Source organism: Leyella lascolaii (assembly GCF_900079775.1).
GTDB classification, from domain to species: Bacteria; Bacteroidota; Bacteroidia; order Bacteroidales; family Bacteroidaceae; genus Prevotella; species Prevotella lascolaii.
On sequence record NZ_LT556039.1, the window covers coordinates 715 to 13,298 of the forward strand.

Sequence of the window (12,584 nt, forward strand, 5' to 3'; positions counted from 1 at the left end):
GATCCTCGCAGAAGTCATCGCTGCAATCCGATTCACCCGGATTTCATGAGTGATATTTCCGATGCTTACGAAAGTGCATATACAATAATGCTCAACCTCAATAAGACGTGGGTTCAGAAGCAGGGCGACTTCTTTGTGGAAAGTCCGATTATCCTCTTTGCAGCTATCATCTGGTATTTGCGCATCTATAAAAACGGAAAGTATTGTACCTTTCCCCATGCCATCGAATTGCTTAACCGCAGATACGAGGATGTCTTTCCGATTCTGACGAGCTATCCCGAACTGGAGAACTATCTTTCTCCATTCATGGATGCATGGCAAGGTGGAGCGATGGAGCAGTTGGCGGGGCAGATTGCAAGCGCAAAGATTCCGCTGTCACGAATGATCTCACCACAACTCTATTGGGTGATGTCCGCAAGCGAGTTTACACTCGACATCAACAATCCCGAAGGACCGAAGATTCTATGTGTCGGCAACAATCCCGACCGTCAGAACATTTATGGTGCGGCACTTGGTTTGTACAACAGCCGCATCGTGAAACTCATCAACAAGAAGGGACAACTCAAATCATCCGTTATCATTGACGAGTTGCCGACCATCTATTTCAAGGGATTGGATAACCTGATTGCTACGGCACGAAGCAACAAGGTGGCGGTGTGTTTAGGCTTCCAAGACTTCTCGCAGTTGGTTCGCGATTATGGAGACAAGGAGGCTAAGGTGGTTATCAATNACGATGACGATGGCAGTCATGATGCCTAAAGCCATCCATCTACAGATATGCCCGGTCTGTTCTTTGCGTTCCATGTTGTTTACTTTTTACATTTCTATTACTTCATTATTGCTTTGCACTAACATTTTAATCGGCAAAGATAATGGCAGGAAGTATCAAAGACGAATATTTATATATATTATAACAACTTTTATGTAATTTCTTGGTAAAAACAGCATATTGTTAGAGAAATAACTATTATTGAATAATAACAATGGACAATAAAGCCAAAAGCTGACAAAGTGTAGATTGTGAGACTTAATCGAAAAAGGATGGCAAGAGTTTCCTACTTGTTGATACAGACATTCAAAGAAAAGCAGAACGAGCGGGAAAAGTTAAGAGGTACCTTCCAAGTGCTTGATGGCAATATCTTGATGCTTGTGCATCCTTCGAGTGGAGACAATATATTCTATTAAGGTGAGAGATGCCAATAGTATTATTCTGATAGACTCGTTTGGCAACGAACCTAAAAAAGAGGATAGAAAGAACTATACTCTGAATAAGAAAGGATAAAATGGGGAGTATAAAAGTACCAAAATAAGCTGTGTTTAGCTATAACCCTTATAACTAAACACAGCCTTATTTACAAATAATCAATATTTTAGAAGCTCTCTTATTGCACAACTATAATCGCTTTTATCGAAAATTAATTTACCCTTGTTGTCAGGAAATCCTCCCCTTCTTGTATAAATATATGGTGTAATGATAATTTGTTCTGACGCAAGAGAAAAACTAATTATTTTATAAGTTTTATACAATACGTTCCAACTTTTAAGATGAAACTCCTTTAGAACTAATTTAGCGGAATCTTCATTTGCCAATTCTCCAGAATTGCTATATTTTATAGCATTGTTGACAATATTCTCCACACCGTAAAGGTCATTTGATGAAATAACGAAACATGGAGGATGTGCTATCCACAAACCTATTTCATTTTTAGATTCGGGATAGATTTTCAGCTCTGTTCCCAATTTACAAATTGTTATCTGTTTGTCTATTCTCATATTTCTCATTTTATAATTGAAATTGTTATTTGCCGTCAGTCTAAAGACTTATGGCAAATAACAATTTTGATTTATTTATTGAATAACATGTATGTTTACTTGTACTCCATTATTTTTGCCGTATTCAATAGCTTTTTGTATAGCTTCTACTTGTGATTTTGATGCACCTTGCGGAATTGCAACATCCAAAGCTCTTTTAGTTATGTCTTCTTCTTGAATAGTAACTCCATTCCAACGTTGTCCTTTGAATTTAGCAACCTGATTAATATATCCTTTTAATCTGGAATATAAAGCATTTGCATTTTGATAACTTTTTGCCTTAAGGTCTATGCTTTTTATACTAGTTGCAACGCCATTAAGAAATTTATCAATTGTAGGAAAATTTCCCTTTAGATTTTTTCCAAGTTGCTCTTCAATTATTAAACCACGTTCTAACCATGGAAGAGACCAGACACTATTTCGACCAGCTTTAAAAGCATTAAGAATCACTTTTCCTAATTTGCCGACCGTAGAAAGACCAACTATCATTGCCCCTTGAGAAACAAATTCATTGTTAAATGATTCTTCAGCATGGCTATATGGTTTCTTTTCTACAAACTTATCATTACCCAAAATAGTATTTCCTATAGATGCAAAAATATTACTTGTATACTTATGATAATATTGCCCTCTTATCTTTTCCAAGATTTGATATCTTGACACATTTGAAGGAAGAACATTACCAGCATAGCTAAACCCTGGTACATAATTAGACATAGACCAAACATAGAAATTTTGGTCGTTAACAAACCAATCATTACCATCTGGATCAATATATTTGATAGGATTGTTATTTGTATAACAATAGCTATTTATATTTGGATGCTTTTCACGCAAAGGGTCTGTTGAAATCCAAAGACTCAGTTTCGAATCATAATATCTCGCCCCATAATAATACAACCCCGTTTCCTCATCGAATTCCTTCGCATTGAAAAGATAAGGCGTATTCCAGATGTTGTTACGTTCTTCTATGAATACTTCACCGAATGGCACATATTCGATATGCTGCACCACCTCGCCGTCAAGGTTGGTGATGTAACTACTGCTACCCAAATGGTCTGGGTGGTAGTAGAACTGCATCTTCTCGTATGCATCTCCTTCTTGGAAGTTGTTCTTCGCTGCTCGTGCCATAGCACGTGCCTGCGCAGCCTCCAAGCTGCCGTCATTGCAGCAGAAACCCTTGCCATCGACATAGTCGTTGTTGTCCTCGCCATTGTACGGCACTGCAAAGGTTGCATAATTATCCTTGATAACCTGCAACTGCTGAGTATATTTAACCTTATAATCAACAGACAAGCCATCAGTCTCACTACCTGCATACTGGATGCGGCGTGGATCTGAGCCGTAAGAGTCGAAGTCACCAATCTTGGAAACGACACGCTGGCTACCGATATAGATATGCTTGGTGTAACGTCCGCCTTGGTTGGCAACGAGGTAAGGGGATACATAGAGTGAGAACTTGGCAGTATTCGTGCGACCTCCAGCAAACTCGGAGTTCACATAGACTTGGTCGCTCTCACCCGATGTCTTCACCGTGCGCTCACCATCAGCATCATACCAATAGTTGGTCACAAAGCCATTGTCATCAGAAGCAAGGAGACGGTTCTCCTCATCCCATTTGAGTTTGCGTTCCGTGGTCTTCTCGTCAGCCACGCCATCCTTCTTGGTACGGCTTGTGTTGACATAAACAAGATTACCGTTGGCATCATACTCATAGGCATGATTGTTGTTCACATTCTCGCTTTCTGAAGGTGTCTCCTCCGTTCGGTAGTTCACATCCTTCACATTGGCGAGTTGGAACTTCTTGCCTGTCTCTGTTCCATAGGTGTATGACAAATCATAACCTGCATTCAACGTACCGTTGAACTGCACATTGTTCTGCGTGAGAATCTGACGCTTCGATGTGATACGGTGCATGTTGTCGTAACCCATCGCAAGAGTGTAGCTTGCGGTCTTGTTGTCTGCACCTGTATATGTACCAGTTGCACTGACAAGACGATAGAGGGCATCGTAAGTATAGTTATGCGCCATCTGTCCACCAGCCTTGCCACTCTGTGGCACTGACGCACCATTCACCACGCTGAGCACATTGCTCACCGCATCGTAAGTGTAGGCATTGTCCATGATGGTGTTGCCACCACTATTCACAGTGAGGTTCTGCAATCTGCGACGCTGTGGGTCGTAGGTGTAGAAGGTCTCAGCACCGTTGCAGTACTTCAAGTATGTGCGCTGCTCGAACTTGTCATAGCCAATCTTGCTTACATAGTCGTAGCCGTATGACTTGTAGCCATGAACCTTTTCAAGCTGACCGCCGAGATTGTAAGAGTAAGTAATCTTCTCCTCATCAGGATAGATCATCTCCAACAGACGGTTGTGGCTGTCATAAGTCCATTGCGTCACGTAGGTTGCTATCGCCTGGTTAGGCACAATCATCGTGCGGCGGGTCTTTGTTACTTCACCCATCTTGCCATAGAAAAACTCAATGGCACCCGTTCCGTCCTCACGGAGCATCAAGCGACCGATGCGGTTCTGAGAAGCGTTGCGACCACCATAGTAATACTTCACATTGTTCTCCGGGTGGTCAGGATAGTTGATGCCTGTCAGACGCTGATAGTCGTAATCATAGGTGATGAACTTGCCTTCCTTCGCAAGGTTGGCAGTCTGCTTAGTAAGCACATTGCCGAGAGCATCATAAGTGAAACTTGTAATGCCGCTTGCAGGATGGTTCACCTCTGTACGGCGGTCACCCATGTCGTAAGTAGAGGCCGTTACATTGCCCTCCGTGTCGGTGACACGAACAAGGCGCTGTATGCCGTCATACTCAAACGAGGTGGTAATCTCACCGTCAGGACCGCTCTTCTGGATGGTCTTCAGTTCTTGAGGGTAAGGCGATGCACCATTGCGTAGGCAGCGGTACAAACTACTCACTCAATCCCGACTGCATCATCTTCTCAGCAAGAATAGCCGAACAAAGGGTTGAGACAGTGGAGTTTTCACTCGAACAGATGAAAGTCGTACAATGCCACGGACTACAAAACAAGAATACCGAGCACCATGCCGACATCATCAACTTGGTGAACAGCAATGCAAGACTTATAGAGCAGCGTATGGTTGCAACGACATGAAATCCATATCGGCGGAGCGATGAAAATTCGTTCCGCCACTTTCTTTCATGAGCCGAGGAGCGGAAAAGAAAGTGGCAAAGAAACCGTCTTTTCCTTATCTGCGATGCTTGCAAAGAACAAAGGACAGCCCCCAATCAAAAGGACTGTCCTATTTTTATAAAACCTTATACTATGGAGTAAACAAGAGCAGATACTCCATTTTTCTTCTTCGCTCGATGGAAGGCACTATCTTTCCGTTCCACCTTTTGAAGTCCACATAGTCACGATAGATGTTTCTGTTGCCACTTCGCATCTTGGCATACATCCGGCTTTTCATCACCTTTCCACACCCCACATTGTAGGCAAGTGCAGCCAAGAGCAGCGAGTCACGACCGAAACCACGAAACATGGCGCAGAGCTTTCTGAGGTCAGAGCGCAGCAAGGCATCGGCTTGCCGTTCCGTCATTCTTGGAGAAAACTTCTCGCCAGGCGACAGCTTGTGTCCATATCCGACATAAGGATGGTGCTTCGGTCCGTGCAGACCCTCGTACTTCTTGATGCAGGCGACAGCCAACTCAAAACGTGACACATGACGAACTCGCTTTATCGCCCCTTGCGTCTGGGCAGACAAGCTGCCCGACACAAGAAGCAAGGCTAACAATATCATCAACCTCATACGCTACCGAGTTTGTTGGCACTTCTCGCAAACTCTTCCTCATCGTCAGTATCGTTGAAACTGAACTCCATTTCGTATGACTTGCCGAAGTTGTCCTCCACCACCACTGTCAGCGTCTGTGTCTCCGTACTTGCCGAAGTATAGTAAAGACGGAACTTCTCGTTCTCCAACAGATAGCGGTCGTTAGGCTGGAACACCGTTCCGTTCTCCATTCTCAACGAGCCTTTTCCGTCATGCTGAAAATAGCGGATGGTATAGATGGTGCCGTCAAACTTTCCCTCCGCCTTCAACTCGCAGCGGATTTCAACAGTCTGTCCACGCACAATGTCCTTTGGCACAGGCATCGTCTCCACCTTGAATGGATACGACTGCTGAATGTCCAGCTCATCGCTGCACGATGAAAGGATTACCGACACGGCACACACGAAAAGGAATGCCAACATGCTCACTGATTTCTTGATTTTATTGTTCTTCTTCATTGTCTTGATGTTTTTGAATGATTGTTACTTTCTTGTCTTATGGCTCATCAGGTACTCGTTCAAGTCCTTGTAACCTGTGTATAGATGCGAATGGTCTATGACCTTATCTCCATATCGCTTTTGCTGTTCGGCACAGGCATTCTCGCCTGCTTCGTCATTGTCCAAGTGACAATATACTTGTGCATAGCCATCTAAAAGATGATGCACCTTTTGCATATTAGCCACAGAGTTGAGGACAATATGATCCTCACCACGACCAATACCGAGCATGACGGCAGAGAGGAAATCCATAAAACCCTCGTACAGATGGCAGACGTTACTGTTCCTGCCAATGAGAGAGATGTCCTTTGGCGACACGCAACCTTTGAAGAAGCGGTTGCGTATCTCGTAGCCATCGCTGTTGTTCTTGAAACCGACAGCAAAGAACTGTTTGCCATTGTATCGGTATTCCACCTGACTGCAGAAACGGCTCGCCACGTCAGCTGATATGCCACGCTCACGCAAGTACTGCCGAAGTGCAGGATGACTCAAAGGCTTTTCCACAATATCACTAAAGGGATTGCCTTTCGCCTTCACAGCCTTTTCCGCTATTCTTTGATGGTGCGGAAACGATGTCGAGAAGCTGCCACCAAGTGTTTCTGATATGAACTTGGCTTGCGCCACAAACTCATTGCTGTTTATGAACTCCCCTGCGAGGTTGAAGATGTCACCACCTCTGGCGATGCCATAGTCATACCAGACATTCTTGTCCGTTGATACCCGAAACGAAGGATTGCGGTCGTTGCGGTATGGCGCATGATACCAAAGTCCCGAAGCCTTGTGCTTGACAGGCTCAATGCCGAGAACATAGAGAAAGTCCACAATAGGCACTTGTTTGATTTCATTGATGTCCATAGGCTCACTGTTTTAGTTGATGATGAACTTCATGCCGATGCCAAACTGCGTGTGGAAATGTCCCGTGCTGTTGCCCCAAACAAGCCTTTCCTTAACGGAAGCGGTCAAGGCTATAGCATCCGACAGGTATATTTCCGTTTCCAATGCCACGGCACCACCATAGATGAACGCTCCCTTGTTCTGCAAGGTCGCTCCGTCCGACATGGTTCTCTTGCCCCAGTTTACGGACTCATAGCCAGCCAGTGCCGTACCTCCGATATAGAACAGCACCGTCTTGCTGTTGTCGGAAAGGAAGTTGTAGGAATAACCGAACTCGCCCGTCATTTGTGCCATTGGAACGGAAGTTTCACGGTAAGGCTGATGTACTTGCAGATATTCCGCCCCATACGTCCACTTGTCACCACCCTTGGTATAGCTCGAAAGTCCGAGACCTGCATAATAGCCAGCCTTGCAGGACTTCTTGCCGTTATATACTCCGTCAGCCATGCCGACATTCACCTCAATGCCTTTCATCTGAGGAAGACATCTTTGGGCGAATGCCTGCCCTGCGGTGAGGGCAAGCATTGCCATGATTGCAATGTTTCTTCTTTTCATCCGTTATTTCACGCTAAGTTCGTTGATTGTCAAAGCTCGCACCAAGTCGCTGTTCTCCACGACAAACGACTGATGGCGACCGCCTTCCTTCTCGTTCATCTCCACGACAAGCTCCTTGTCGTCGGGAATGGTAAATTTCGGCAAGCAGAACACCGTCTGCTCCGTTTTCTTGCCAGCCACACGCACCACATAGTTGTAGGCACGGACAGGAAGAAGCACCTGCTCCTGAATGGCGGTTCTTTTCGCCACCTTCTTGTCAACAACCTTGAATGTGATATAGTCCACGTCAAACGGCACGTTGCTCTGGTTCTTGATTTCTGTGTGGAAATACAGCAAGTCACTGTGTACATAGATGCCCTTCAAAAGGTACTGGATTCCGAAACGCTTGCTGCCGATGTGCTTCACCTTGCGCTTGTTCTCCTTGTGGATGGACTTCATGATGAGGTGTACCAGCATGGGACTTTCCTTGCCCAACTCCTTGAGATAAATCTCCTGCGCATTGTTCGGGCGGTTCACCGCCTCACCGTCATGGATGAAGTCAGCCATCTCGATATTGAGCATGAGCGGTTCCTTGGCATACTTCACATTGAATGTGTAGAATGAGCCATCCTCCGTGATGACGCTCATATTGGTCTCCTTTTTGAAGTTCTTCACGGCTGCTTTTACACGGATAACATTCTCCGCACCGTCCGCCTTGCCAGCTATCAAATCCTCTGAACCCAAGTCAACGTACTTGACAGAGGCAGGAAAGAGAATATGAACCGTCTTGTCATAAGTCACTTCCAAACCATGAGGTGGAATCATGCGGTCGAAGGTCAGCTTCTTGGTCAAGCCGTGATAGAGGTTGCTGTTCTCTTCCTTCTGCGGATACACCTCCTTGGTCAAGGTCAGTCTCTCTTCCTGGTCGGAAGAAACATTGCTTACTTGCTCAGTCTTTACAGACTTCTGCGCTTTTTTCTTGCCTGTCTTCTGCGCTGATGCAGTGCAGGCTACGCCCAGCATAAGGGCGAACATGATTGTTGTCTTCTTCATTATAGTTTGCTTTTAATTAAACTTTTGGATTAAGTGGTATAAATGTTGTTGCCTTTCGGCTAATCTTCCTCTTGGTAGAGCATGACCCTGTAGCCAGCCTTCAGGTGTATCTTGACGGTACGCATCTTCTTGGAGATATACTGCGACACGCCTTGTATGACACCTTTTCCCAAGTCGGAGGCAAGTTGGGCACCGGCATTGGAGGAAATGTTGATGCTGCTGTTCAGCGAGCTTCCCATGTTGGCACCGACTTCCTTGGCTGCGTCAACCTCCATCGACTTCGGGATGAAGATGCCCTCCTGACCGTCATTGTCATAGACTGCAAGCTCAATCGGGATAATCATGCCGTTGTGCTCAATGGACTTCAAGGCTATGGAAAGCCTTTCGCCTTGCAATCGTGCCACTCCGACAATGACAGAATTTCGTGGTATCTCCCTATTGCCGACACGCATGGCTTCCAGCAGTCTCAACCTTACTGCCTGTCCGTCCGTTATGGTCTGGTTGCCGTGGATGCAGGCAGAAATCGTGTTTTTGTCGGAAATACCACCTCTTCCGATGGCGGTATTGAACCTTGCCGAAGCTTTTTCCGAGTAAGAGGCGACAAAATCCTCGTTACTCATGGGGCGATTCAAGGACGAGACTACACGCCTTTGCACTTGCCTTACAGGGGAAACCTTGGCTTTCTTGCCCTTGGTGACAGCTTCCCTGTTTTCCTCTGTTGCAGTTTCTGCCGATGAAGGACTTGCCGCATTGGCATTTCCACCAGGCATGTACTTTGCCGCAAGTTGGTAGGACTTCTCCATAAGGGCGACTTGCTCGTCCATATTGGAACGCTTGTTTTCCTGCTGCATCATGCTTGCCTCCAGCTCGTCAAGACGTTTCCTCAACTCAGCATCTTCGCTGCTTCCCCCTTGCTGTGGCTGTTCATAGAAACCGCCCAAGGTCGTGTTCAAGGTTTGGTATGCCTCGGCAGACGAGCGGATGGCATCCGCCTCCAGTCTTTCCGCTTTTGTTGGCTGCTGCCCAGACTGCATCAGGTCAAAGTCCTTTTCTTGCCGTGTAGCAGTCGAATCAATGCCTGGCATGTACTCACCAAGAGTGTTCATTACTCTGCTTTTTTCCTTTTGCTTATTGGCAAGATCCTCCTTGGAGTATGCCTTGCGCTTGTCTGCCTCCACATCTGTCTTCTCCGCATCGGGCATTTCCATGTTGAATCCCTTGCTGCCTTTCTCACCCTCTGATGCCGACGGCTTGAAGATAAGCCATAGCACCAGACCGCAGACGAGACACATGCACGGTATGGCAATCATCTTGTTACGCTTGATACGCTGTTCCTCTGTCAAAGGCTTCTTTTCCTTTGGAGCCTTATCCGGCTCCACCTTGTCATTCTTCTCCTTCTCCATGTATCAATTCATTTTGGTTGGTCACTTGCTGCCCCTTGTCGGTAGGCAACTTTACACTCTCAATATGCTCAACCTCTATATTTGAGGTCTTGCCGTTTCCGAAGTTGATGATGGCTGAACCTATCATGTAAAGGCTACAGAGGGCAAACAAACCGAACATGACGAGCACGACTTTCAGTCTCACCCTTGGCGGAAGGGAATCCAGCCTGTCACGCAGTCTTCCCTTCATACCATTCACCTTTTCTTGGATTGTCTTAATTGGATTTTCCATTCTTGCTATTTTTATCGTTCTACTGTACTGATGTCCCTGTTCTCCACAATGGTGAAACCTTCAATGGTAAAACCATTCGGGTTATCATCGGAGCGTGTGGCGTTCACCAACCTGCATACGGTGACAAGACTTCTCTCCGTCACATTGCTCTCTCGGAGTATCACCTGCCGTGCGTAGGTCTTGGCTTGATAAGGGTAGTTATCAAAGTTACAGACCACGCTGTCAACTTGCAGCGACTGGTTGATGTTTCCTGCAATGAGTCGGTTATAAAAACCTTTCTCCGCAAAGTCCTGGTAATAGTTGTATGCGCTCTTGTCTGCCAACAGCAAGGCTCGTTTCACGTTGTGCTCGATGGCGCTCTTTTCGGGAGATAGCGTAAAGAACAGCTCATGAAAGCGTCTCACGTGTTCCCTTGCCTCGGCAGGTCTGTTCTGTGAGAGGTCTTGCGAGAGGGCGAGCATCAGCGACTTGCCTCCATCAAGGACGTATATCTTCTCGCGCTGCTTTTCCGCAAATCGGAATGCGAACACCACCGAACATATTGCGACAACAGCGCAACCGATGACGAGGACGATGCAGAACAGGCGTATCTGCCTGAACGAGGTCTCGATATTCTTCAATGACTTGAATTCCATTTTTCTTTTCGTTGTATTGTTCATGAATGACTATATTTTCTTAAATCCGCTCTTGATGAGCCTTCCGGCACGTCCTGCCACATTTCCAGCCGTTGCTCCTGCGATGCTTCCGCCCAGTGAGCCTGCCGTGTTCACGTTCCGGTTGTAGTTGCCGATGCCGCCACCTGCCTGTATGATCCATCCCGCCACGGTCGGTATGGTGAAGTAACCGATGATTCCGATGATTAGGAAAACGATGTAAACACCGTTGCTTGCCTCAATGGAAAAATTCGGGTCGTTCTGCAATGCCTCGATGTCGTTTTGCAGCATCAGCACCTGTATCTTGGCAAGGATGGTACTGAACAAGTCCGAAACGGGTAGCCAGAGATAAATCTGTATGTACCTGCAGAACCATTGTGTCAGCGTGGACTGGAATCCGTCCCATACCGATATGGCGAAACAAAGCGGTCCGAGGATGGACAGGACGATGAGGAAGAATGTCCTCAGCACGTCTATGACCAGTGCAGCGGCTTGGAACAGCAGCTCCAGCAGTTCACGGAAGAAATCACGGATGCTCTTCTTCATGCTGTACATGCCACGCTCCACATACATTCCCGCCATTGTCACCACGTCGCCGGGTGACCAGCCGAGTTCGTCAAGCTGCTTGTCAAACTCCTCGTTGCTCACAAGGTATGCGGTTTCCGGATTGCGTTTCATCGCCTCATACTCCAACTTGTCTTTCTGCGCCCGGTATTCATTCATGTCGAAGGTCTGTGTCTCCAACATGGAATGTGTACCTTGCACGATGGGACTCATCACGCTGTTGAGCGTACCGAGCACGATGGTCGGGAAGAACATGATGGCAAGTCCGATGGCAAACGGACGGAGCAGCGGAAATACATCTATCGGCTCTGCCCTTGATAGTGACTGCCAAACCCTCAGGGCGACATAGAACAGCGCCCCAAGTCCTGCAAGTCCCTTGGCGATGTCCGTCATGTCGGAACACAGCGGCATCATCTCGTCATACAGGGAACGCAGTATCTGGTGAAGATTCTCGAAATCCATAGGCTACCAGTATTTCTCGTTAGACTTGCCGTAGAGTCCCATGATGCGGTCAAGGTCGTTTTTCTTCTTGGCACGCAGATAACTCACGGAAATGTTCTTGTTGGTATAATAGCTCACGAGATTGCGATAACGCTTCATCTTCGAGTAGCAGCGTTCCACCACGTCCATTCGCTCCTTGTCCGTCATGGAAAGGGTCGTGATGTTCACCACGTTCTTCAGTTCTGTCAGCACATCGTTGCTTTCCTCCAGCAGTTTTGTGTAACCGAAGCCGATGGCAGAGAGTTCCTCCACGGAAAAATTGTCATCGTGCATCATCTTCTGATAGTTGTTGATGTAGATGTCCGTGATGTCACCCACCATGAGGATGGTCTGCTGCACCTTGCGTGCGTCCTTGACGAGGTTGTTCACCGACTTCAGCGCATCGTAGTACTTCTTGCCCTGCTCGTAAATTTTCACGGTCTCCTTGAAGTTGTTGATCATGTTCTGAGCCGTCGAAGACGTGTGGACGATGTTGTTGGACGAGTTGATGATACTCTGCGCAATGTTGGTAGGATCTATGACAGACCACTGTGCGCTTGCCTTTCCTACCATCAGCAGGAACAGGCAGATTGTCATGATTACTTTTGTTCTCATTTTACTT

13 protein-coding genes and 1 pseudogene are annotated in these 12,584 nt (G+C 46.5%); 2 read left to right on the plus strand and 12 right to left on the minus strand.

Translation table 11 applies throughout. The features are described from left to right. Positions 1–729, plus strand: a pseudogene (locus BN4609_RS08890) (TraM recognition domain-containing protein); the annotation flags it as partial. 633 nt (positions 730–1,362) lie between these two features. On the opposite strand, the gene BN4609_RS08895 reads toward BN4609_RS08890, so the two are convergent. Both BN4609_RS08895 and BN4609_RS15780 read right to left on the minus strand, forming a co-directional pair. Next, positions 1,363–1,773, minus strand: coding sequence for a hypothetical protein (locus BN4609_RS08895; protein WP_206196547.1), 411 nt, complete (start codon positions 1,771–1,773; stop codon positions 1,363–1,365). A gap of 75 nt (positions 1,774–1,848) precedes the next feature. Next, entirely contained in the window at positions 1,849–4,563 is a 2,715-nt protein-coding gene (locus tag BN4609_RS15780; protein ID WP_438501685.1) for an endonuclease toxin domain-containing protein, read from the minus strand. Between the two features lie 140 nt (positions 4,564–4,703). On the opposite strand from BN4609_RS15780, the gene BN4609_RS15785 reads away from it, so the two are divergent. Beyond that, positions 4,704–4,937, plus strand: coding sequence for a PcfJ domain-containing protein (locus BN4609_RS15785; protein ID WP_084791491.1), 234 nt, complete (start codon positions 4,704–4,706; stop codon positions 4,935–4,937). Between the two features lie 169 nt (positions 4,938–5,106). Here the strand turns inward: BN4609_RS15785 and BN4609_RS08905 are convergent, their stop codons facing one another. From BN4609_RS08905 to BN4609_RS08950, 10 genes are read right to left on the minus strand one after another with little or no spacing between them, the layout of a single operon-like run. Then, a complete protein-coding gene (locus BN4609_RS08905; RefSeq protein WP_084791464.1) occupies positions 5,107–5,592 on the minus strand; it encodes a glycoside hydrolase family protein in 486 nt (161 codons plus the stop codon). Beyond that, positions 5,589–6,080 (minus strand): DUF3872 domain-containing protein, encoded by a 492-nt coding sequence (locus tag BN4609_RS08910; protein WP_417126174.1) that lies wholly within the window; start codon positions 6,078–6,080, stop codon positions 5,589–5,591. The genes BN4609_RS08905 and BN4609_RS08910 overlap by 4 nt, the downstream gene beginning before the upstream one ends. Before the next feature lie 15 nt (positions 6,081–6,095). Further along, positions 6,096–6,965: a DUF8464 domain-containing protein gene (locus tag BN4609_RS08915; RefSeq protein ID WP_068856385.1), complete on the minus strand. Its 870-nt coding sequence runs from the start codon at positions 6,963–6,965 to the stop codon at positions 6,096–6,098. 12 nt (positions 6,966–6,977) lie between these two features. After that, on the minus strand, positions 6,978–7,559 hold the full coding sequence (locus BN4609_RS08920) for a conjugal transfer protein TraO (RefSeq protein WP_068856386.1): 582 nt from the start codon (positions 7,557–7,559) through the stop codon (positions 6,978–6,980). A 3-nt stretch (positions 7,560–7,562) separates the two neighbouring features. Beyond that, a complete protein-coding gene (traN, locus tag BN4609_RS08925; RefSeq protein WP_068856387.1) occupies positions 7,563–8,591 on the minus strand; it encodes a conjugative transposon protein TraN in 1,029 nt (342 codons plus the stop codon). A gap of 59 nt (positions 8,592–8,650) precedes the next feature. Continuing rightward, positions 8,651–9,994, minus strand: coding sequence for a conjugative transposon protein TraM (gene traM, locus BN4609_RS08930; RefSeq protein ID WP_068856388.1), 1,344 nt, complete (start codon positions 9,992–9,994; stop codon positions 8,651–8,653). Beyond that, positions 9,975–10,265, minus strand: coding sequence for a TraL conjugative transposon family protein (locus BN4609_RS08935; RefSeq protein WP_068856389.1), 291 nt, complete (start codon positions 10,263–10,265; stop codon positions 9,975–9,977). The genes traM and BN4609_RS08935 overlap by 20 nt, the downstream gene beginning before the upstream one ends. Positions 10,266–10,276: 11 nt before the next feature. Continuing rightward, a complete protein-coding gene (gene traK / locus BN4609_RS08940; RefSeq protein WP_068856390.1) occupies positions 10,277–10,900 on the minus strand; it encodes a conjugative transposon protein TraK in 624 nt (207 codons plus the stop codon). Between the two features lie 30 nt (positions 10,901–10,930). Next, entirely contained in the window at positions 10,931–11,944 is a 1,014-nt protein-coding gene (traJ, locus tag BN4609_RS08945; protein ID WP_068856391.1) for a conjugative transposon protein TraJ, read from the minus strand. Between the two features lie 3 nt (positions 11,945–11,947). Next, the gene (locus tag BN4609_RS08950) at positions 11,948–12,577 is read right to left on the minus strand and encodes a DUF4141 domain-containing protein (protein ID WP_068856392.1); all 630 of its coding nucleotides are present in this window, start codon (positions 12,575–12,577) and stop codon (positions 11,948–11,950) included. Positions 12,578–12,584: the final 7 nt, after the last annotated feature.

Excerpts from the sequence above, each read along its gene's own strand:
- BN4609_RS08895 (WP_206196547.1), bottom strand. The coding sequence starts at position 1,773 with ATGAGAATAGACAAACAGATAACAATTTGTAAATTGGGAACAGAGCTG.
- BN4609_RS15780 (WP_438501685.1), bottom strand. The coding sequence starts at position 4,563 with ATGGGTGACCGCCGTACAGAGGTGAACCATCCTGCAAGCGGCATTACA.
- BN4609_RS15785 (WP_084791491.1), top strand. The coding sequence starts at position 4,704 with ATGCACCATTGCGTAGGCAGCGGTACAAACTACTCACTCAATCCCGAC.
- BN4609_RS08905 (WP_084791464.1), bottom strand. The coding sequence starts at position 5,592 with ATGAGGTTGATGATATTGTTAGCCTTGCTTCTTGTGTCGGGCAGCTTG.
- BN4609_RS08915 (WP_068856385.1), bottom strand. The coding sequence starts at position 6,965 with ATGGACATCAATGAAATCAAACAAGTGCCTATTGTGGACTTTCTCTAT.
- BN4609_RS08920 (WP_068856386.1), bottom strand. The coding sequence starts at position 7,559 with ATGAAAAGAAGAAACATTGCAATCATGGCAATGCTTGCCCTCACCGCA.
- traN (WP_068856387.1), bottom strand. The coding sequence starts at position 8,591 with ATGAAGAAGACAACAATCATGTTCGCCCTTATGCTGGGCGTAGCCTGC.
- traM (WP_068856388.1), bottom strand. The coding sequence starts at position 9,994 with ATGGAGAAGGAGAAGAATGACAAGGTGGAGCCGGATAAGGCTCCAAAG.
- BN4609_RS08935 (WP_068856389.1), bottom strand. The coding sequence starts at position 10,265 with ATGGAAAATCCAATTAAGACAATCCAAGAAAAGGTGAATGGTATGAAG.
- traK (WP_068856390.1), bottom strand. The coding sequence starts at position 10,900 with ATGGAATTCAAGTCATTGAAGAATATCGAGACCTCGTTCAGGCAGATA.
- traJ (WP_068856391.1), bottom strand. The coding sequence starts at position 11,944 with ATGGATTTCGAGAATCTTCACCAGATACTGCGTTCCCTGTATGACGAG.
- BN4609_RS08950 (WP_068856392.1), bottom strand. The coding sequence starts at position 12,577 with ATGAGAACAAAAGTAATCATGACAATCTGCCTGTTCCTGCTGATGGTA.